Annotated in this window: 21 protein-coding genes; 4 read left to right on the top strand and 17 right to left on the bottom strand. The window is 56.5% G+C overall.

The features are described from left to right. Nucleotides 1–122: 122 nt before the first annotated feature. From ASE82_RS20195 to ASE82_RS17755, 15 genes are all read right to left on the bottom strand, one after another. Nucleotides 123–347 carry a hypothetical protein gene (locus tag ASE82_RS20195; RefSeq protein WP_056066501.1) on the bottom strand — a complete coding sequence of 75 codons (225 nt, stop codon included), beginning with the start codon at nt 345–347 and terminating at the stop codon, nt 123–125. 15 nt (nt 348–362) lie between these two features. Continuing rightward, nucleotides 363–491 (bottom strand): ATP-binding cassette domain-containing protein, encoded by a 129-nt coding sequence (locus ASE82_RS20190; RefSeq protein ID WP_235524786.1) that lies wholly within the window; start codon nt 489–491, stop codon nt 363–365. Next, the gene (locus ASE82_RS20185; protein ID WP_235524785.1) at nt 488–658 is read right to left on the bottom strand and encodes a hypothetical protein; all 171 of its coding nucleotides are present in this window, start codon (nt 656–658) and stop codon (nt 488–490) included. The genes ASE82_RS20190 and ASE82_RS20185 overlap by 4 nt, the downstream gene beginning before the upstream one ends. 581 nt (nt 659–1,239) lie before the next feature. Then, nucleotides 1,240–2,469: an O-antigen ligase family protein gene (locus tag ASE82_RS19590; RefSeq protein WP_156348949.1), complete on the bottom strand. Its 1,230-nt coding sequence runs from the start codon at nt 2,467–2,469 to the stop codon at nt 1,240–1,242. A gap of 64 nt (nt 2,470–2,533) precedes the next feature. Continuing rightward, a complete protein-coding gene (locus ASE82_RS19120) occupies nt 2,534–3,682 on the bottom strand; it encodes a glycosyltransferase family 4 protein (RefSeq protein ID WP_082441699.1) in 1,149 nt (382 codons plus the stop codon). Nucleotides 3,683–3,719: 37 nt separating this feature from the next. Next, the gene (locus ASE82_RS17805) at nt 3,720–5,165 is read right to left on the bottom strand and encodes an oligosaccharide flippase family protein (protein WP_156348948.1); all 1,446 of its coding nucleotides are present in this window, start codon (nt 5,163–5,165) and stop codon (nt 3,720–3,722) included. 116 nt (nt 5,166–5,281) lie between these two features. Further along, nucleotides 5,282–6,358, bottom strand: coding sequence for a hypothetical protein (locus ASE82_RS19585; RefSeq protein ID WP_156348947.1), 1,077 nt, complete (start codon nt 6,356–6,358; stop codon nt 5,282–5,284). Nucleotides 6,359–6,423: 65 nt separating this feature from the next. Further along, the gene (locus ASE82_RS19115; RefSeq protein ID WP_162236763.1) at nt 6,424–7,494 is read right to left on the bottom strand and encodes a glycoside hydrolase family 5 protein; all 1,071 of its coding nucleotides are present in this window, start codon (nt 7,492–7,494) and stop codon (nt 6,424–6,426) included. Between the two features lie 124 nt (nt 7,495–7,618). Then, a complete protein-coding gene (locus ASE82_RS19110; RefSeq protein ID WP_156348946.1) occupies nt 7,619–9,742 on the bottom strand; it encodes an acyltransferase family protein in 2,124 nt (707 codons plus the stop codon). After that, complete coding sequence (locus tag ASE82_RS17790) at nt 9,664–10,491, bottom strand: glycosyltransferase family 2 protein (protein ID WP_056066489.1); 828 nt, start codon at nt 10,489–10,491, stop codon at nt 9,664–9,666. Before ASE82_RS17790 ends, ASE82_RS19110 begins: the two co-directional genes overlap by 79 nt. Beyond that, the gene (locus ASE82_RS19105) at nt 10,488–11,609 is read right to left on the bottom strand and encodes a glycosyltransferase family 4 protein (RefSeq protein WP_082441693.1); all 1,122 of its coding nucleotides are present in this window, start codon (nt 11,607–11,609) and stop codon (nt 10,488–10,490) included. Before ASE82_RS19105 ends, ASE82_RS17790 begins: the two co-directional genes overlap by 4 nt. A 348-nt stretch (nt 11,610–11,957) precedes the next feature. Then, nucleotides 11,958–12,857, bottom strand: a complete 900-nt coding sequence (locus ASE82_RS17770) for a WecB/TagA/CpsF family glycosyltransferase (RefSeq protein WP_235524790.1) — start codon at nt 12,855–12,857, stop codon at nt 11,958–11,960. Continuing rightward, nucleotides 12,814–13,824 carry a GDP-L-fucose synthase gene (gene fcl / locus ASE82_RS17765; protein ID WP_082441689.1) on the bottom strand — a complete coding sequence of 337 codons (1,011 nt, stop codon included), beginning with the start codon at nt 13,822–13,824 and terminating at the stop codon, nt 12,814–12,816. The genes ASE82_RS17770 and fcl overlap by 44 nt, the downstream gene beginning before the upstream one ends. Before the next feature lie 14 nt (nt 13,825–13,838). Further along, nucleotides 13,839–14,966 carry a GDP-mannose 4,6-dehydratase gene (gene gmd, locus ASE82_RS17760; protein WP_056066478.1) on the bottom strand — a complete coding sequence of 376 codons (1,128 nt, stop codon included), beginning with the start codon at nt 14,964–14,966 and terminating at the stop codon, nt 13,839–13,841. 38 nt (nt 14,967–15,004) lie between these two features. Continuing rightward, nucleotides 15,005–16,171, bottom strand: coding sequence for a nucleotide sugar dehydrogenase (locus tag ASE82_RS17755; RefSeq protein WP_056066475.1), 1,167 nt, complete (start codon nt 16,169–16,171; stop codon nt 15,005–15,007). 473 nt (nt 16,172–16,644) lie between these two features. Here ASE82_RS17755 and ASE82_RS17750 point away from each other — a divergent pair, with 473 nt between their 5' ends. Next, the gene (locus ASE82_RS17750) at nt 16,645–16,965 is read left to right on the top strand and encodes a M13-type metalloendopeptidase (protein ID WP_235524784.1); all 321 of its coding nucleotides are present in this window, start codon (nt 16,645–16,647) and stop codon (nt 16,963–16,965) included. 243 nt (nt 16,966–17,208) lie between these two features. Here the strand turns inward: ASE82_RS17750 and ASE82_RS17745 are convergent, their stop codons facing one another. Next, nucleotides 17,209–17,769 (bottom strand): helix-turn-helix domain-containing protein, encoded by a 561-nt coding sequence (locus ASE82_RS17745; protein WP_056066608.1) that lies wholly within the window; start codon nt 17,767–17,769, stop codon nt 17,209–17,211. Nucleotides 17,770–17,868: 99 nt separating this feature from the next. On the opposite strand from ASE82_RS17745, the gene ASE82_RS17740 reads away from it, so the two are divergent. From ASE82_RS17740 to ASE82_RS17730, 3 genes are all read left to right on the top strand, one after another. After that, on the top strand, nt 17,869–18,333 hold the full coding sequence (locus tag ASE82_RS17740; protein ID WP_056066469.1) for a DUF6456 domain-containing protein: 465 nt from the start codon (nt 17,869–17,871) through the stop codon (nt 18,331–18,333). Between the two features lie 39 nt (nt 18,334–18,372). Next, entirely contained in the window at nt 18,373–19,311 is a 939-nt protein-coding gene (gene dapF, locus ASE82_RS17735; RefSeq protein ID WP_056066466.1) for a diaminopimelate epimerase, read from the top strand. A gap of 83 nt (nt 19,312–19,394) precedes the next feature. Then, entirely contained in the window at nt 19,395–19,949 is a 555-nt protein-coding gene (locus ASE82_RS17730) for a fasciclin domain-containing protein (protein WP_056066463.1), read from the top strand. Nucleotides 19,950–20,155: 206 nt separating this feature from the next. On the opposite strand, the gene ASE82_RS17725 is transcribed toward ASE82_RS17730, so the two are convergent. Further along, on the bottom strand, nt 20,156–21,421 hold the full coding sequence (locus tag ASE82_RS17725) for a NupC/NupG family nucleoside CNT transporter (protein WP_056066461.1): 1,266 nt from the start codon (nt 21,419–21,421) through the stop codon (nt 20,156–20,158). Nucleotides 21,422–21,438 lie beyond the last annotated feature (17 nt).

Below are 21,438 nucleotides of genomic sequence, written 5' to 3'. Positions count from 1 at the left end.
CAGAACGTGGTGTCATACACCACCCATCCTGCTTCATCGCTATTACCTTGTCATGCCTTCCTCTTACCTTCTTTCCTCCCCCGACGGCACAGGCGTAGGCCGGAGTTGCTCCATTCTTGCTACTACCTTATGACTGCCGTTGCGCAGTTGTGTGGGTCAGGCGGTTTCCGGCGTCGCTGCTCCGGCTGTCGCTCGAATAGGCGACGATAGTGCCCGTCATCGATCGCCAGCAGACGATCGTGCGAGCCGTCCTCCACGATCCGCCCCGCTGCGAACACGAGAATTCGGTCGAGCTCGCGGACGGTGTAGAGTCGGTGCGCGATGACGATCGCGGAGCGGCCGACCATTAGCCGCTCCATCGCCTACTGGATCGCGGCCTCGGATACGGAGTCGATACTGGAAGTCGCCTCATCCAGGATCAGGATCCGGGCATTGACCAGGAAGGCATGAGCGATTGCTACCCGCTGGCGTTCACCGCCCGACAGCTTCATACCCCGTTCGCCGACAAGCGGGCGATAGGCTTCGGCAGCGCCACGATGAAATCATGTGGGTTGGCAAGCCCGGCCGCCTGCTCGATCTCCGCGTGGCTCGCGTCTGGGCGCACATAGCCGATATTCTCGGCCAGCGTGCGGTGGAACAGCACTGGCTCCTGCGGCACGATTGCGACCTGCCGACGTACCGACCCCTGCGTTGCGAGAGAACGTCCTGCCCGTCGATCGTCACGCGACCACCATCGACGTCGTAGAGCCGCTGGATCAGCTTCACCAAGCAGGTACTGCCCGGCCTGACCAAACCGACGCACTGCCCGGCCGGAATTGTGACGGTCAGATGCTGGTAGAGCGGGCGGGCTTGCCCGGCATAGCGGAAGGTCACGTCCTCGAACGGATCGCCCCCCGGGTGCCGCCACTGCTCGAAGCAGTGATCCGTGCCCCCAATGCCTGCCCGCCGCGACGGCAGAACAGGCGATGTGGGGTACGCGACGGTCCTCGGAGCCCTGTCCGTCAGACGGTCCTCTGGCGGCCAGCATGAACATGTCTGTCAACGCTGGACCTGCGATAGCGACTCGGACAAGAATACAAATCGATGGGAAAACGGACAGATCGGGACCGACCGTGGCGCTGATCGGATACGGCCCACAAACGCTCGATTTTTGAGCCAATTTCACACTGCTGGGATTACGCAGCCTGCGTTGCAGGGACGTTAATAGGCGTCCCCCGAGAAATTAAGTAAGTGCAAAACTTAGGCATTCAATTCCATCTGATCGCGCTGCCTTAATTTAGCCGCAATAGAAAAAAGAGCCAATAAAGAATATGTCGAATAGTACGGAAGAAACCTCGTGTCAGACTCTGTTGCTGCGAAAATAATATAACAAAAGACCGAAATTATTGGATATATAAAGTGCCTAGAATTTTTATTTATTGATGAAACACAAATTCCAACGGCGGTCGCAAAAAATAGAAATATCCCAACAATTCCATTATTGTACAATATCATAATGTAAGAACTATCAGAAGTAGAAGGCATTCCACTACTTTCAGCTCTTTGAACAAAAATAGGGTCTTGAGCTGCTGTCAAGCCGCCCTTTCCAAAGAATATATCTTTACCCAAATCGTCTAAAAACCACGACCAAATTCTTGCTCGCCCAGTAAAATCAATTAAACCAAGATTTACTTGGTATATAAGTGCTGAAGATATTACTATAAATGTAAACGCAAATAATATGCAGGTAACCAGCAGTGTTGTTTTTGCCTCTCCACGGCCACGCCATGACATATTTACTGCAAACAGAATGATGGCCGCAGCGCCAATAATCGCAATGGCAGCTTTCCCTTGCGACATTACAAGCATAAAAGCTGTCAAAATTAGAGTAAACAAGGAGGATATTGGAGTAAGACGCATGCCAAACATTAGAACCGGTATCGAGAAAAGGCAAAAGGAGGATAAACGGTTTTTTTGGGTAAACAGCCCGCGCCAACCATCTGCGCCGATTGAAATACGAAATACCGGATCACTGATGCAAAGTGCTAAGCTAATCAACAGAATGGCAGAAATCGACCACGAGAATGCTCTAAAAGCAGATTTAGCGTCAAGCTGTCTCAGTGCGCAATCTAAGGCATTGACATAAATAACCGCCTTTAACGTTAGAACAGCCGTTGAGCTGATAGTATTGGACCAGGCTGATGAAATAATCAGCCAACTTAAAACGGGCAATAACATCAACAATATAGGCGCGGGCTTGAATGGAAATCTCAACACTAAGACAAACGCGCAGGCAACAGATCCAATTGTGCCCAGTACAGTTAGAGGATTCGCAAGATCACTATCAGAAGCTTGGGTATACCAACCTCTATTCATAAAATCAGCGTAATTTTGCCCAGAATAATATCCAGCGGCGCTTGACGAAAAAATAATCAAGAAAATGATAATTTGCCAGACAAGCGGCGGTATGGAACCAACTATCTTGGACATTATCTCATTTCAACCCAATGCGATTTGAAAACGATTTCCGCTTCATCATGACATCGCTCAACAATCACTTATGATTGCACAATATATTTTGATATATTCCGATGTACGACGCCGCAACGTTTGTTGCTGAGAATCGCGCCTTTACATCCTCGTGCGAAGCTTTTTGTAGATCATAATAGCGTACTTGATCTGAGATAATGTCCTGTGCCGCTTGCGCAATCGACGCTGAGTCTTCAACATCACATAACACCCCAACCTCACCGATCGCATCTAATGTGCCCCCGGATTTGATACCGGCGATTGCAGGCACTCCACGCATCTTCGCCTCGGCTATAATCACGCCAAAAGTTTCAAGCCGCGAGGGGTGGATCAGAACTGTGGCATGTCTGGCCAAAAAATGCATTAACTCACGGTGCTCGACGTTACCGTGAGCTATCACGCCCCGGCGACCATGCGCGGGCATATAGCTCTCGTCTAATCCTGGTCCAAATAGATGCAACTCGGCTATAGGATTGATTTGGCGAATCACATCAAAAGCGGCAATTGCCGAAGTAATGTTCTTGATGGTGTTTGGATTACCGACCGCTACAAAAATAGGCGTATCTAGCGATTTGGGCTGCCAGTTTGCAGGACCAATCGGATTAGGTACGAGATGGGCTTTGCCACGGAATCCATACTGCCACGCCTTATTCAGCATGAACTCACCTACCACTGTTAAATTTCGGACACGTACCATTACCCGGTACTTCATTATCAGCCGCATTAGGCGGTAGGTGTCTCGAAACTTAAGTAGATAATCCCAGCCAAGATCATGCATCGTGATAAGATAGGGCTTGCCACTACGCAGCGCTGCTTCGGCATGCTCGTAAGTCCAGTGTGCGTGCACGATATCCGCATCGCTTCGCGCTATTACACTTGAAAGGTGAGCAATCTCTGCGGCGAAAAGATCTTTCATCCGATGGCGCGCTTTGAACCGAGGGGCGCCCCGCAATGGGCAAAAAGTAACACACAAACCTTCGCGCTCGAAAGATTGCACCTCGTCGATTAAGGGATCGAGCGTGACTATGTGTACGTTATGTCCGGCGGAGATCAAGGCAGCCGCCAGTGGGGCAATCGGGGTCTGCACGGTGCCTCGCGGCAAGTCAGTCAGATCGATGCCGGTGGCATCGGCAACTGCCGAGGTCATCGAGGGTCCGGAGATCAAAATCTTCATTTTTTTCGACTGCCATCTCTTACACCGCGCTGGCTGCTTACTGCGATGCAGGGCGACCTCGCTGAGTACCCAGCACTTGGAACACCATGTCTCGATCGACTACTAAGAGCGTGATTACAAGCGATACGCCGCATATAGCGACCTGACCGGTCAAAACCACAAACATCGTGTACCCCGTGAGCAGCCAACCCACAGTGCTAGCCGAAACGAAAACCACTCCCGCGGACGCAATGGAAGGCATTAGAGCGCGGCCTATCGCCTGCCAACTCGACTCGATGATTGTCCGCGACAGCCAGAGCGAAAGTCCGAAGCGAGCGAGCGCCGTCGCCGCGAGCCCATAGAGCGCTGCACTGGCACCGATCTGGCCAAATCCAACGATAGCTAGCACCGCCGCAACGTTGTCAATTAATTGGATCGCCATCTTTTCCCGAAATCGATGTGCAGCGTCTGCTAACGTCCCGGTTAGCACACACATCAAGCTGAAGGCCGAGAACAAAGCGACTGGTACAACCATGGGCCCCACAGCCAACCATTTTGATCCCAATACTACCGCGGTAAATGAAGCGGAGCTGGCAGCGATTCCGACAGCGACGGGGAAGCATATGACAGCTATCAGGCGAAGCTGGCCCAGAAACGTATTCCGCAATGCGCTCTGGTCACGGATCGATAGCGAAAAGCCTGAGATCAAAACCCGCGAGATGGAATTTGTGGCCAGTTGCAGCGGAAGGCCAATGATAGCATTGGCACGGTTGAAAAGGCCGGTCGTCACCACCCCGAACACCGAACCGAGAAGAAACGGGGGTGATTGAACCGCCATCATTTCAAGTCCCGAAACTGATCCTATCGAGCGGAACAACTTCCAAATACGACCAAATCCCTCCATCCGCCAGCAGAACAAACTTAGCGGCTGACTGCTGATAATAACCGCCGTGATTATTACTACTGAAAGAAGCTGTCCCCAAGCGAGCGAGATTGCGCCAAAGCCTAAGTAAGCCAGGAGCATTGAGAGGCAAAGCTGCCCCAGCAACTGCCCCGAAAACTCGCCAGCGACAATTCTCCCGAAACGGATATCTCTCCGAAGCATGGCCCGAGGAACAATCGCTAGTGCATTGACTGCCTGAGTCAAAATCAGCATACATGTAATAGAGAAAGATAACCCTTTGTACCCGAAACTATCCGCTAGTGTGTATCCGATTAGCGGGAGCAATGCGGCAATTGCCACGATTGATATGACCGGCGCAAACGCTCGTTCAGCATCATTGCTACTTTCAAGCAGAAGAAGGGCGCGCTCCGTAGCGGATGCTGCAAACTGCAAGGTCACCGCGTTCAACGAAAGCGAGATCGCAAAGACGCCATAGTCAGCAGGGGACAGTAAACGGGATAACACCGTAAGACCAATAACTTGAAGAATGCCGTTCGCAATAGTACCTAGGAAAGTAACCTTCGCGCTATTACGAATCTTTTGCTGAACAGTCTGATTCATAGCCAAACTGACCAACTCTTATCAACTGCAAAATAATATCCTTGGCGTGGTCGAGGACGGCTCGCGAACGGCACTCCCCCCGCTGTCGGCGTCCTCGGTTCTGCCAAAGACATTTTCTAACGCCTACGTAGCGGAGCTATGCCGTAACGAATTAGGTCGCTGCTACGTTGTTTGAGCGCTAGGCACGCCGCCAGATCTTCTAGTAAGTAATTGGGACAGATACCATCGTCTCCGATTGGAATACCGCGAAACTTCCATTTCTCTTCGGCATTTTCTGTCTGAGCAAAAAACGCGGCCGCGGCGCTGGTCAGGCTGCCTTCGGCACGTTGTAAGGGTTCACTTCCCCATACTGCGCCGACCCCGCCCAGCGGTTCCAGATGTGGTTCATACCAGCCATACCGAGCACTAGATAGAAATACTGCCCAAATGCTGAAACTCGATACCGAGCAAACTACGAAATCGCTGTAGGTCAGCGCTAGCATGTCTGATATGTCAGTCATATTTTGATATTTCGTGGTGACGACATTGCCGCTAACTGAATAAAAAATAGACAAGTCTTCTTCAGGCGCATCGGATACGATAAGAAAATGAACGTGATTGCCGAAATATTCAACTAAGTTACGCATAACCGCTAAATACCAGTCCATTGGTAAAGCCACATTGAACTTTCCCCGAACAGCCGAACCACTTTGTGGCGCGTTGAAATCCCCACGACGGACATGCATAGCAACGCGCAGGCGGTCTCTTGGAATGGCAGCATCCAGAGCGTAAAGGTTGCTGGCCGTGCTGCGCGAGGAAAGCAGGTGGGCGAGCAACGGCAGTCGGGCATTCGATAGCATATCCAGTCCGCCCCATAGGCCGTCGACCAGCAATAGGTAGTGCGATCGGCTCTCTAGTTTGTTCGTGACAGCAAATGCCTGTAACGCTTGGCCGTAGTCGCCGCCGCCATGCGCATAGTAAGCCGCTTCGTCAAAGCGCAAGGTCGGCATCACCTTTTTAAGCATCCGATAGGCAACGAAATCGAGTCGGGAAGTGCCGAAAAATCTGTGGTAGCCACGCGCATTGGCTCCCCAAGCGGGGTGAAGCGCATTGGCGTTTAGGATGTGTCCGGCAATAATACACTTAGCCCATACAATAAGTTCGTTGCCGAGACCCGCGCCGCGGCCCACCGGATCCGGCATGACAATTTTCAACGGCTTATTATCCCAACTCTAAGGGTTTGACATAATTGAATTGCGCTATTGGAATCAGTAATACCTTATCGAGGCCGCCATCCTAACGCGCGCATCACGTCCTGACGCGGAAAATTTGTCGCCGTATCGATATAGGCGTCTCCCGGACGCACAGGCGGCCATAGTGCATATGCAAAGCCTTCGCGCTGTGAACTGTGACTAACCATTTGCAACCATCGTACGACGTCAGGTAAGATCTTTTGTGTATCGGGGCTACTCTTCAGCGTCACTCCGAACTCGCCCACCAAGATTCGCCGACGAGCGATACCTTCGCTATCGGCCCATACCCCAACTTGGCTAATTCCCTGCGCGTACCATTCGGGGCTCCTATTGTCGCGCAAATAAGCTTCTAGTTCGGTTAAGGATCCCGGCATAATCTGCTTGGCTGGCATCGCAAAATATTTGGACAGGCTCGTGATCATCTTTGGCGCGAGTTTCTGTGGTGTCGCGGGAAAGGGGACTCCACGGAAAGCAGAACCGCGATAGTAGGTAGCTTGGTGCGTGAAAATGAAAGGCTCGTAGAAATGGAACGAAAAAATAACGTTGGGATCATTGCGATACTGGGCAACGTCGAGCTCCATAAGATCGTTTATGCCATCGTTGCACCCCTTGAGAATCAACGGCAGCGTGGGAGCTTCTCGCCGCAAGGCGCGGTAAATTTGCAATTGTAACTCGGGCCACTGCGTCCCATCCATGAACTTGCAGGCTGGCTCGTTCAGTAGCTCTAGCCCGATGCTTCCTGCCGGCCTGACCTGCAGCTGCGGGGCAATTTCCAACAGCGCGCGAGAAAAGCGCTCCCGCTGGCTTACGTCGTTAACCAGCGCGGCCGATTGACGGGCCGGATCGCCGGGCGGCCAAGTATGCAGGTCGACAATAACACGGAGCCCTGCGGCGCGGATCGTATCTACTACTTTTAGAATCTGCGCCGTCGAGGCTACGCGCGTACCTCGATCATCCGACAACAGGGGTATAGGATTGGTAACAAGCCGAATTAAACCGACGCGATGGATTGCAAGGCGCTTTAAGAATGCGCCACCTACTTGACCGCTTGTGACGGCATAAGAGATCGCACCGGTAGAAGACTTGGTTACGTTCACCAGTGCCGAATTTGAAACCGCCCGAGGATTAGCCATTAGCGTGTTAGCCGGCCCCACTTGCGCCGGCGCCGGGACTGGCGCGCCGCATGCGGCCGTGCCTAACATCCCGGTAACAGCTAGTCGCTTAGCGATGCTTCTGAAAAAGCTCATGCTGTGTTTTCCCAGCTAAAAGAAGTTGAGCCGCTTCGTGAGCGAATAGCGCCGCGCCGAAATTGCTCACATGGCGATAGTCGTAAAACAGCGGCAACGTCCCCCGGTTCGCTGGGCACTTATTATCCGCGCAGTATGTTAGTAGCGGATCAGCGTAAGGGATGCCGTGCGCATTCGCCATCGGCTTGAGTAGGCGGTTGATCGCTTCCGCCGAATGCAACCAATGCGATCGTACGTAGAGCTGCCGCGGCGCGCTACTGCAACAGGCTGGGCCAACAATGGCCCCGGGCACGTCGTAGCCTGGTTCGACCATAGGTCCGACTAACAACGTTGTGACACCAATCTTCTTTAATTCACCGATAGTTCGCATGAGTTGCTGCGCCATTGCCACGCGGTCATCACCATGAATCACTTGGCCTTTATTATTTGGCACAACGAAGTCATGAACAAAAACGCCAATCCAGCGGCTGTGCATAACCACGATGGTGATATGTTCTCGTTTAATGAAATCTACCACCGCCCGGTTGGTATCTTTGCAATGGAAATCGGAGCCCCGCGAAACATCGTCAATACCGAGTATCGGTGGACAGCCTCCTTCACCCACATAAGCTCCCGCAAGGTGCGTCTTGCGTCCGGCAATGTCAAACGCATTGCGTAGCGCCTCTGCGTGCGAATCTCCCCAAAGCAAGTACTGCACTTGCTTACCCGGTGCTCCCATATGACATACTCGACCTGCCTCGATATCCGCAATGGTGCGCGCTCTAGGCGAGCTGGTAGTGCCCACGAAGCAAGTCTCGCGATCTGGATTGCTCCAAGTATCTCGCTCGATCATGTGCCAGTGCTCAGAGGATCGACGCTGTGACCAGCCGCCTGATATGAAAATTACGCCAGCGCAGGCCATCAGCAGTACTACGCCCGCTGCGGTCGGCGCGAGAAGTCTCAGAGGGCGAGAAAACGAAAAACTGCGTTGCGCTCGGTCTTCGAGAAGGCGTGTCGAAATCCAAGCCACGGCGACGGATAAGCCGACCAACCCCAATCGCCCCGGCAGCGATACGTCGCCTCCCACCAAATGACGACCGAACACCAAAATTGGCCAGTGCCAGAGATATAGCGCATATGATAATCCACCAAGCCAAATGAACGGCCTGCTTGCAAGTAATCGACCAGTTGCGGTGCGCCCATGAAGATCGGCCCAGATCGTGGTAACACCACCTAGAACCGGCAATGCGGCGGTTGCTCCAGGGAAACTCATGGTAGCAGAATAAAATAGGATGGAGCCAACAATCGAGGACAGCCCCACAGCGGCGACGACCTCTCTAACACGGCGGGAAGCCGGTAGTTGAGGACCAACGATACCAACTAGACCGCCTGCTAAGAACTCCCAAGCGCGCTGAGGCATTAGGTAGAATGCCGCAGTGGGGGCATAGGCGACCGTCACGACAGCGGCGACGAAGGATGCGATTAGCAGGGCAGCCATGGCATAAGCATAGCGGCTGCCGAACATACGCCAGAGTGCCCAAACGGTAAAGGGAACGAGCATGTAAAACTGCTCTTCAATACCCAATGACCAAGCATGAAGGAGTGGTCGAGTTTCCGCCGCCGTGTCGAAATACCCTGACTTCGTATAAAAGAATATATTCGCCGCGAATAACATGGTCGCTAGCATGCTTGCGGCGAGGGTCTTCAAATCTACCGGAGAATAAATCATTACTCCCGCTAGCAAAACAAACGTCAGCATTGGCAACAAGGCAGGCATTAGTCGACGGATACGGCGAAAATAGAACGCCCTAAACCGGATGCCATCCTTTTGCAGATCCCGATCCAATCCGCTAATAATGAGAAATCCGGAAATGACGAAGAATAGATCTACGCCAACAAAACCGCCAAGTGGAAATGGAAATTGCGCATGGTAGCCAACCACAGACGCGATTGCGAGGCACCGAAGACCATCGATATGGGGAAAATATCCGCCGCGACTTCGAGAAACCTGACCCTTTATACATACCGAAGCCGCGACCATTAGAATAATACCTTTCGGTATGGTGCGAGAAAATGGATCGGTAGCCAAATGCCCGAGTAACGTCGTGTCAGCAGCCACCAGCTTTTTGGCGGGATGCCGCGATGCGAGGTCATTTTGCGCCAGCGTTCGCGTAACGGGCCTCGGTTGTAGAGGACTGGTGCATTGGCATTACACATCCCCAGTGTACCGGGAAGCACCAGAATAGGAATTCCCGCTGCTTTTGCGCGTAGACCATAGTCGATGTCACCCATTGCGTGCAGGAAGCCCGGGTCGTTGATGCCGATGCGCTTGACTGTCGCCTGACTGATAATCACGATGTTACCGTTAAAAGTCTCGGCAGCCTGTATCTTATCCGCCAGCGGCAGGCGTTCAAACTTCAGTGCAACGGGGCTGGGTATCCTGCGCTGGCCGCCGTAACTGAGGCGGCCGGCATCGTCATGCGTAGCGCCCACTAGGATAAATGGGCAGCCGGCCCCGCCCTGCGCATGCCATTGCTGCGACAGGCGCGCCATCGCATCCGCATCGAGCACAACATCGTCGTTGAGCCACAGATAGCCGTCGACCTCCAAATCAAGCGCGTAGCTCCAGGCCTTATGCATGCCCCCGTTCCAGAAGCAGGCGCCATTCCCCTCGACTACGGTCGCACCCGGCCATGCGGCGAGCGCTGCCTCAGCAGTACCGTCAGTGGAGGCATCGTCGAGCAGAACGACGGTAAGATCGAAATGGTCGGTGGCTGATCGCAACGACTCGAGCGCGCGCACGGTCATAGCACGCCGATTGTGCGCGGCAAGCAGCACCGCGATCCGGGGCAGCGGCGCGCTCGTCATGAAGCAAGAGCCTTCAACACACCGCTGGCGAAGTTCTGCGCCATCGCTTCAATCGAATAGCGCTCAGCCATAGACCGGGCTGCTGCGCGCATCCGGTCAAGCGCCGGCCGATCAAGCAGCAGCGCCGCCACTTCGGCCGCATAGGCTTCAGGATTCTCCCAATCGGCGACTTTTAAGCCACTAACGCCTGGTTCGAGATAGGCAATTTCGGGACTGTGCCATGGAAAGTCAGTCGTTGCTATAGCAAGACCTGCCGCCCCGGCGTCGAGTATTGCTAATCCTATTAGCCCGGGCATCATGAACACCTGGCCCAACAGCATGAGATCGACCTTATCTTGCCCGAAGCGCGGTCCGGTAACGTGGATCCAAGGACGATTTTCTGCAAGACTTTCTATAACCGACAAATCCGAACCGCCACCAACAACAATCATTTCAAAATCTGGAATCCGACTGCGAATGTGGTCAGCCGCGGCCGCGAGGAAGGCCATACGTTTGTCTGGATATATTCCGCCAACAAAAACTCCAACATGTTTGCCGTAAAGGCCAAGATCCTTTTGTATCGCTAAAAGTCTACTTGGGGTTGCTGTGGCGATCTGTGCGCGAAGCTCAGAGGTATCAACTGAATTATTGAAGACCGTAATTCGGTTTGCTGGGAACCCCAAATTTTCTACATGGATACGAGTTTCGTCAGTGTATGCGAACCACCAGTCGACACGTAGGGCGAGAAATCGCTTCAGTCGCTCTCCTAAGCTGTCGGGCCTGCGAGATTGAAAGTTGCGACCATGACCAAAGAATGCAACCTTCTTCAAGCTAAGCATCGAAGCAGCGTTAAAAAGATAATTTGCAAGCAGTTTGTTTTCCTGCTGCACGATCACCAGATCATGTTTTGTCGACTCGCGAAGAACATGTTGATATTCTCCACCCTTGATTCTTGTGAGTGGAACCTTTTTACCCCATTCAATATCGACAGTATCATTTTTAAAGCGATTCTTTGCGCCAAGATCTGAGTAGTAAACGACGTAATTAACGCCATTTTCCGCAAGAATCTGCCTCAGCCGTTCATGAAAAGGTGCCCTATAATGATACGAAGGCGGGTATATGAAACAGACACTTTTCATGATGGCCTCGAATTAAGGGGTGTTTAATCTTCTATAAATAGAAACTTACATTATTGGCATTCTGAGTAATTATCAGTTTATCGAAGTCAATAATATCCTGAAATAATGAAGAGAATCCTCGTTGTTTATTACTGATTGTGGTTGATTTAATTAATAGTTGATATTCAGGGAGGCCATGTTTCATTACCAAACTCGCTTATATCTTTACAACCATGATGGAGATTGGACGATGGCCGCAACCGTAGGCTTGCTGAATTGTTTAAATATCAAGGCCATCAGCGAACATCTAAATAAATAGTTCTACATCTAGTTGTTGGCTAATGATTAACGCTATATTTTAACGCAGTTTTACCGTTTCCAATGCAGGGCACTTCCTAACGTCAAAATAACGAACTTCGGAGCCAAAACCAGATACCGGCGCCACAGGCGGCGTGGCTCGCTGATCAGCCGATGTAGCCATTCCAGTCCGCTGCTGTGCATCCAACGAGGCGCGCGTTTTACGTCGCCGGCATAGAAATCGAATGCTGCTCCGATGCCGATAAGCGTCGCTCCAGGAATCCGGCCGACGTGATCGCGCATCCAATACTCCTGCTTGGGCGTCGACAGGCCTACCCACACAACGTCGGGCTGCATCGAGGATATCTCAGCAACTACTGCCTCGTCTTCCTCGGGTGTCAGTGCGCGGAAGGGCGGTGTGCTGGAGCCTATGACCTGCAGTCCGGGAAACTTCTCGGTTAGGGTGGTCGCCATGCGTTCGGCTACCCCGGGTTTCCCACCGTAAAGATAATGCCGCGTACCGACCGACACCGATGCGCGGCTCAAGGCCGCCACGAGGTCTGCGCCGCAGACACGCCCTGCATCGCGGTACCCGCGTGCCTTGAGCGTCCACGCCAGAGGCATCCCGTCCGGCGTGATCAGACCGGCACCATGATGGATCGCCATCAGCGGCGGATCTTCCTGGGCGCGCATGATCCCGTGGACGTCGCGCACGCAGACATACTGTGCATTGCGATGCTCAACCCAGTCCAGAATGGTCCGGACCGCAACGCCCATGTTAATCGTGCTGATCGGTACGCCCAGCACCCGTGTTGCCGGAACCCCCGCCACAGTGCTGGTCGCATGCGTGTCGACTTTGGAAGTCTGCGGAAACACGATACCCGTGGCTTTCATACACAAAAAAACCTCGTTCGATGCGCTTTGGGATTCAAGACTGAAGGCGGGCTGTAAAACCTGCAACTGCCCGAACACCTTCTTCAAGCCGTTGCTCGGACGTTTTGACATGATGATCGAGAAACCATTGGTAGGTTTCCAGAACACCCTCAGCGAGCGGGACCCGGGCTTTCCATCCCATAGTGTTGAGACGGCTCGAGTCCATCAACTTACGCATCGTGCCGTCTGGCTTTGAGGTGTCGAAGCTGACCCGCCCGGTAAAGCCGGTGACGTCCGCGACCAGGTGCGCGAGGTCGGCAATCGTCACGTCTTCGCCATAGCCGACGTTGATGTGGCTGAGCATGGGCTGCGTATTCTCCTCGTACGTTTCCTTGTCGAGATCGAATACGAACAGCGAGGCTTCGGCCATGTCGTCGACATGCAGGAATTCGCGGTACGGCGTGCCCGTACCCCAGATCACGACCTCTTCGGCGCCGTTCGCGGCAGCCTCGTGGAAGCGGCGGATCAAGGCCGGCATCACGTGACTGTTTTCCGGGTGAAAATTGTCGCCCGGGCCATAAAGGTTGGTCGGCATCACGCTGCGATAGTCAGTGCCGTACTGGCGATTATAGCTCTCGCACAGCTTGATCCCGGCGATCTTGGCGACCGCGTACGGTTCGTTGGTGGGCTCGAGAACGCCGGTCAGCAGCGCGTCCTCGCGCATCGGCTGTTCAACGGCGCGCGGGTAAATGCACGAGGAACCAAGGAACAGCAGGCGCTGCACCCCGGCAACGTATGCCTGATGGATGGCGTTCGCCTCGATCATCAGGTTCTCGTAGATGAAGTCCGCGGGGTAAGTGTTGTTGGCGTGAATGCCGCCCACCTTGGCAGCTGCCAGCACAACGCCGTCAGGCTTCTCGCTTACAAAGAAAGCACGCACCGCCGCCTGGTCTGTCAGGTCGAGTTCGGCGTGCGTGCGCGTGATCACCTCGGCGCCGCGCTCGCGCAGTTTGCGCGAGATCGCTCCACCGACCATCCCGCGATGGCCCGCCACATAGATGCGCATGGGATGTTGTTCCATCAGCCTTCTACCGAAACGGGAATATCGTAGCCATGGATCTTGAGAAGCGCATGGCGCTTAGCGGTGTGAAGGTCGGCTGCGACCATTTCCTGGCACATCTCCTGCACGGTAATTTCAGGGACCCAGCCGAGCCTGTCCTTGGCCCTGGTAGGATCGCCGAGGAGCGTTTCCACTTCGGCAGGGCGGAAATAGCGCGGATCGATACGAACGAGAATGTCACCCGCCTTGACCGCCGGAGCATCATCGCCCTCGACCTTGTCAACGATGCCAACCTCGTCGACGCCTTCGCCTTCGAACCGCAGCGTGATGCCGAGGTGGGCAGCCGACCAGGTGATGAATTCGCGCACTGAATACTGCACACCAGTCGCGATGACGAAATCCTCGGCCTGCTCCTGCTGCAGCATCATCCACTGCATGCGGACATAGTCCTTGGCGTGACCCCAATCGCGTAAGGAGTCGATGTTGCCCATGAAAAGGCCCGTCTCCAGGCCCTGCGCGATGTTGGCGAGACCGCGAGTGATCTTACGGGTGACGAACGTCTCGCCGCGACGCGGGCTCTCATGGTTGAACAGCACGCCGTTGCAGGCGTACATGCCATAGGCCTCACGATAGTTGACCGTAATCCAGTACGCATAAAGCTTGGCGACTGCGTAGGGCGACCGCGGATAGAACGGCGTCGTCTCCTTCTGCGGGGTTTCCTGTACGAGACCGTACAGCTCGGACGTCGAGGCCTGGTAGAAGCGCGTTGTCTTCTCCATCCCCAGGAAGCGGATCGCCTCGAGCAGGCGCAACGTGCCGATGCCATCGACGTCGGCGGTATATTCGGGCGCCTCGAAGCTGACCGCGACATGGCTCTGCGCGCCGAGGTTGTAGACCTCGTCTGGCTTCACCTCGCTCAGGATGCGCGTGAGGTTCGATGTATCCGACAGATCGCCGTAGTGCAGCTTGAGGTTAGGCTGCGGCGCATGCGGATCCTGGTAAATGTGATCGATGCGCTGCGTATTGAACAGCGAGGCCCGCCGTTTGATGCCGTGAACCTCATAGCCCTTCTCAAGCAAAAACTCAGCCAGATATGACCCGTCCTGCCCTGTGACTCCCGTAATAAGAGCTACTTTTTTATCACTCAACGTTCTTCCCCTTGGCCTAGTTTTGCGTCCGCAAAATATTAATCTGAACCAAACAAGTCGCGCGTGAAAACCTTAACTCTCACATCGTTGAGCTCGTCTGACATACGATTTGCCACTATAACGTCGCAAGTTTGTTTAAAAGCGTTGAGATCTCGAAGCACGCCGGAACCGAAAAATTCGTTATTGTCCATTGCCGGTTCGTAAATCACGACCTCAATGCCTTTGGCCTTGACCCGCTTCATGATACCCTGGATCGAAGACTGTCGGAAATTGTCGGAATCCGCCTTCATCGCTAATCGGAAAACTCCCACCTTATTGGGGTTCCTTGCAATTATCTGATCGGCCAAGAAGTCCTTGCGGGTGCGATTTGCGTCGACAATCGCGCGAATTAGGTTTTGCGGCACCTCGGAATAGTTCGCCAGCAGCTGCTTCGTATCCTTGGGCAGACAATAGCCACCATAGCCGAAGCTGGGATTGTTGTAATGCCTGCCAATGCGTGGATCGAGGCCGATGCCGTCGATAATCTGGCGCGTGTCCATAGCTCCAGCGATCGCATAGCTGTCGAGTTCGTTGAAGAAGGCGACGCGCATGGCGAGATAGGTGTTGGCGAACAGCTTGATCGCCTCCGCCTCGTTGGCATCGGTGAAGAGGATTTCGACATCTTTCTTCTGCGCGCCACTCAGAAGCAGGTTGGCAAAGATCCGGGCTCGCTCCGAACGCTCGCCGACGATGATTCGAGAGGGGTGCAGGTTGTCGTGGAGTGCCCTTCCCTCACGGAGGAATTCAGGACTGAAGATGACTTGGTCGGTGCCGAAACGCGCTCGTACGTCATTCACGAAACCGACCGGGACGGTGGATTTTATCACGATCGTCGCGTCCGGATTGGCATCGGTCGTCGTTTGGATCACGGCCTCCACCGAGGACGTGTCGAACTTATTGGTGTCTGCGTCGTAGTTTGTCGGCGTGGCGACGATCACGTAGTGGGCTCCGGCAAGTGCCGGCCGCGCATCTACCGTCGCGGTGAGGTTTAGCTGCCTGGTGGCGAGAAAATCCTCCAATTCGGCGTCGACAATCGGTGACTTACGGGCGTTGAGCATCTCGACGCGCGCAGCTGTAATGTCGACAGCAGCCACTTCGTTGTGCTGCGCCAGAAGAACGGCGTTAGAAAGTCCAACATAACCAAGACCAAAGACGGCGATCTTCATAGCGATTTGATCCGTTCGAGATCATGCCAAAATGGCGCGAATGCCCTTTGTTGTATTCCTGAGCCTTTGCGTATTCTGATCATGTGGCCCCCGCCGCGTGGTAGCGTCGTCATCTCCATTAAGTTGAGACCCGTCAACGCGTTTATGCTGCATCTGCACAATGAAACGTACGTTCGTTCTTTCCAACCGACGAAAAATAGCAGCTCGGGGAAGACGGGCATGTCAGTCGCGGCGATCGCGGCTACATCTTATAAATTTCCTTTATCAGATGTATATCGTGGATAAGTTCCTCGCACGCCACTGCACTGGCAAGCATCGGGCGTGGGCCGCGGACAGCGGCTTTCGGGCGGTGAGCCAAGGTGGCGGTGGCCCTCCCGGCACTGGATCAGTGAGTTGCTGACGGCTGACTGTAGGCTATTATGAGTCTCAATTGGTCCGACTCGCGGACCTCGGCGGCGTCGAAACGGAGTAATTTGCCTATCAAAGTATCAGGCGGTGCACGGCAGGCACCGGTGATCGGTGGGGTGAGCGGCGATCAGCGGTTCTTCCTCGCTTATGCACAGGCGTGGCAGGCGAGATTGCGCGAGGGCGTGGCCCGCGTGCGGTTGCCTACCGATCCCCACTCGCCGCCCTTCTACCGGGTCAACGGAATCGTCTGGAACGTTGACGCTTGGTACACGGCGTTCGGCATGAAGCCCGGTGATGCGCTTTATCTTGCCCCCGCCGACCGGTACATATCTGGTGAATCTGGAGGGCGCGCAGCAACTCTGCGCACCCTTTTTGGCCAGCGGTAAGCTTTAGCGATCAACCAGTCCAGCTCAGCATTCTTGTCGTTTCGGGAGAACGATGCGATCTACGTTCATAGTCTCGCTGGTGTTGATTGGTGGTCAGCAAATGGACAGCGGAGACCTAGAATGTTCACGTACGTTCGCGATATGTCCTTATGGTGCAAGGCGGCTCAAGGAGACGACACAGTAGCAAGTTCTCGTTTACACCGAGAATGTCGGCGGTTCGAGCCCGTCATCGTCCACCACCTTCTATAGCTCGCGGACTAGTCGCACCGCGACTGCGATCCAGGCGGGGTCGGCGATGGTCAGCGACTGGGTGCCGGTGTCCGGCGGGAGGACGGTAACGCCGCCGTCGCATCCGGTGAGCCGGCCGAACGCGAACCTTCCTGCCGGTTGCGGGACGAGGACGTCGCGGTTTAGGGCGGTTGCGAAATCTTCGGGTTTCAACATCGACGTCCAGATCACGTCGCCCGCGCGGTAATCGCCGGTGCCGTTCGCGACGGTGATTGCGATTTGGCCGGGTGCGACCTGAGGCGGTGGTACGGTCGTGGTTCGGCGGGGGGCATGGGTGCCGCGGCTGTCGAGTATTGCGGCGACCGGGAGGTCGGTGCGGTCCGGCAGTGTCACGAGATCGCTTGCCTCGACGCCCAGTGCCGCGGCGATCCGGTTGAGCCAGCCGATCGAGACGGTGCGCGTGCCCGTCTCCAGCCGCCCTATCGTCTGCGCGGTGGTGGGTGGATCGCAACGCCTGGCGACGTCCTCCAGCGTCAGCCCCTTGGCGCGCCGGACTTCGCGAATGGCGGTGATCATTGAAATGCGATCATCGAACGGCTCCAAACCAGATGGGTTATTCCTCTGTCCTACAACCGTGCGAATATGGCAACCGCCAAGCGCAACGGGAGATGGCGGATGCGCGAATTGGTAGAGCGGACAATCGATTCGGAGGGTGTTCCACAACCCGCCGGCATGCGTCGCGGCCGTACGGTCACCGTGAACCTAGCGGAGTCGCCGCTCGGCTGGTTGCGGTCGCGTGCGTTGATCGATGTGCCGCAGTTCGAGGCCGGGGAGCGGTTGCGTGCGGATTACGAACGCGCGTCGATCGCGCCAAGCGTGACGATGCGCTGGGTCGAGCGGGTCGATGGCGGCGGTGGTGACGGACTCGACCCGACGTCGGCGCAGATCGCGGCGAAGCGTCGGTTCGACGGGGCGCTGGCGGCGGCGGGGCCGGGGCTGGCGGATATCCTCTGGCGCGTTGTTTGCGCGGGGGAGGGGCTGCCGGTGGCGGAGAAGGCATTGCAATGGCCGGCGCGGGCGGGGCGGGTCGTGCTGACGCTCGCGCTCGATCGGTTGGCCGCGCATTACGGGATTGGTTAGGTGCTCGCATTGGTCCGCAGGCGTGACTAAGTGTCGAGCATGCGCTTCGACCTTATCAAATGCCACGGTTCCGGTAACGACTTTCCACTGATCGACGCACGCGCGTCGGCGCTTGGCGATGCGGCTTGGGCGGCCGTCGCGCGGGCGCTGGCGGATCGCGGTGGGCCGGTTGGTGGCGATGGGCTCCTGCTGCTGACCGGCGGCGGCGAGACACACGCGTTCGGCATGCGGATGTTCAATTCGGATGGTAGCGAGTCGGAGACGTGCCTCAATGGCCTGCGCTGCGTCGCGCGCGCTGGATTCGCGGCCACGGGCTCTGAAACTGCTATGGCGCTGCTGAAGACGAGCGACGCGGCCGTGAAGCGCGACGCCGATATTGGCGAGGGCGTGTTCACCGTGCGCGAGATCGCTGGCCCCGCGTCTCTGGATATCGAGGCGTGGCCGATGGCGGTCGGGACCGATCGCATCGTCGATACGCCGATCGCGCCCTTGCTGACGGATCGCGCCTTCACGGCGGTGGCAATGCCGAACCCCCATCTCGTGACGTTCGTGGATGCCGTCGACGAAGCCGAACTCGTCCGCGTCGGCGAGGCGTGCGAGGCGGCACCCGACTGGCTACCCAATCGCGCGAACGTCAGTTTCGTCGAAGTCCGTGGCCGCGATCTGTTCGTGCGGACATTCGAGCGCGGCGTCGGGCTTACCGACAGTTGCGGCAGTGCGATGGCGGCGTCGACCTATGCCGCGTGCCTGACTGGGCGGATTGCGTACGACACGCCGACCACCGTCTTCAACAAGGGCGGGCTGGTCCGCGCCGAGGCGAGCGAGGCGGCGATGGTGACGCTGTCGGGCAATGCGACGTTCGAGTGGACGGGCACAATTAAGGTCGATCTCGGCACGGCGACCGCGAGCGACCTAGTCGTCACACGGCGGCATGACGACGAGATCGCGGCTTGGGCGGGGCTGCTCGCGACGATCTGAACGCCGGCTGCGTCCTTATCCCGGCGGGCGCGTATCTCCCCGCAGTGGCGCCGCACACCGGCTCCGCACGCAGGAGAGAAGCCATGAACCACTTCATTCGTACCGCGATCGTCGCGGCCGCCGTTGCCGTCAGCGGCAGCGCCATCGTCGCAGCCCAGACCAACCCGATGGTCGGCGGCGCCGCGATGTATCCGACCAAGACCATCGTCGAGAACGCCGTCAATTCGAAGGATCACACGACGCTGGTCGCCGCGGTCAAGGCCGCCGGCCTTGTCGAGACGCTGTCGGGCCCGGGTCCGTTCACCGTGTTCGCGCCGACCAACGCCGCATTCAAGAAGCTGCCGGCCGGCACCGTCGACACGCTGCTCAAGCCCGAGAACAAGGCGCAGCTCGCCAGCGTCCTGACCTATCACGTCGTCCCCGGCACGATCACCGCCGCCGACATCGCTGCCAAGGCGAAGGCCAACGGCGGTACGGCGACCTACATGACCGTGCAGGGCGAGCCGCTGATGTTCAAGAAGGTCGGCACCGGCTGGGGCATCATGGACGGCAAGGGCCACAAGGGCCGGATCACGATCGCCAACGTCATGCAGTCGAACGGCGTGATCCACGTGATCGACACGGTGATGCTGCCGTAATCGGCGCTTCCACGAGATAGCTGCCTCGTTTTCCCCCCGCGAGGTGGTTTGCGTCGGGCCCGTTGCCGAAAGGTGGCGGGCTCGATTGCGTTTCAGCGCGCCGCGTTATCCCAGTTCCGTCATCCTGACGAAAGTCAGGATCCAGGGTAACAAACGACACCCTCGTGGCTCTGGATCCTGACTTTCGTCAGGATGACGGAGAGGGATTATCCGATCAGCAGGCCCGCGAGTGCTGCGGACATCAAGTTCGCCAAACTCCCCGCCGCCAGCGCGCGCAGGCCCAGCTTGGCGATCATAGGGCGCTGGTTCGGCGCGAGGCTGCCGGTCACCGCCATCTGGATCGCGATCGATGAGAAGTTCGCGAAGCCGCAGAGCGAGAAGGTGATGACCGCGATCGTCCGCGGGCTAAGCCCCTGTTGCGTTCCGAGCGAGATGTAGGCGACGAATTCGTTCAGCACGATCTTCTGCCCGAACAGCCCGCCGGCGATCCCCGCCTCGCTCCACGGCACGTTCAACAGGAACATGATCGGTGCAAAGACATAGCCGAGCAGCCCCTGGAAGCTCAGTCCCGGTAGCCCGATCGTGTTGCCGAGTCCGCCGAGCAGGCCATTCGCGAGCGCCACCAGCGCGACGAACGCCAGCACCATCGCGCCGACAGCGACGGCCAGGCGCACGCCGGTCTGCGCGCCCTGGGCGGCGGCCATGATCAGATTGGCGGGCTTTTCCTCGTCGTGCGTGGCTTGCGGCATCGGTTCGCCCGCCGACGATTCACCCGGCAGATCGCCGAGTGCGAGTTCGCCTTCCGGCGGCGTGACGCGGTCGGGCATGATGATCTTGGCCATCAGGATGCCGCCCGGCGCGGCCATGAAGCTTGCCGCGAGCAGATAATCGATGCGGATGCCCATCGACGCATACGCTGCGAGGATGGTGCCCGCGACGCCGGCCATGCCGCTGGTCATCACGGTGAAGAGCTGCGCTGGGGTAAGGCCCGCGAGATAGGGCCGGATGACGAGCGGCGATTCGCTCTGGCCGACGAAGATGTTCGCCGCCGCGCACAGCGATTCGACCTTCGAGACGCCGATGACCTTCTCGATCCCGCCGCCGACCCAGCGCACCACGAACTGCATGATGCCGAGATAATAGAGGATCGAGACGAGGCTGGCGAAGAAGATGATCACCGGCAGCGCGGCGATCGCGAAGCTCTGTCCGCCGATTTCGGGGGTCGCCATCTTGCCAAACAGGAATTCGGTGCCCTTCTGCGAATAGCCGAGCAGGTTGGCGACCCCGCCGGACATCTCGCCGAGCACGACCTTGCCGAAGCTCGAATACAGCACGAGGACGGCGATCCCGGCCTGCAACGCGAACGCGGCGCCGACGATACGCAAGCGGATCGCACGGCGGTCGCTCGACAACAGCACGGCGATGCCCAGGATGACGGCGATGCCCGCCAAACCGATGACTAGTCTTTCCATGGACGCCCTGCATTTTT

The organism is Sphingomonas sp. Leaf230, assembly GCF_001421745.1.
GTDB lineage: Bacteria > Pseudomonadota > Alphaproteobacteria > Sphingomonadales > Sphingomonadaceae > Sphingomonas.
Note: the sequence above shows the minus strand (reverse complement) of the source record. Positions and strands in the feature narration are given on the sequence as shown.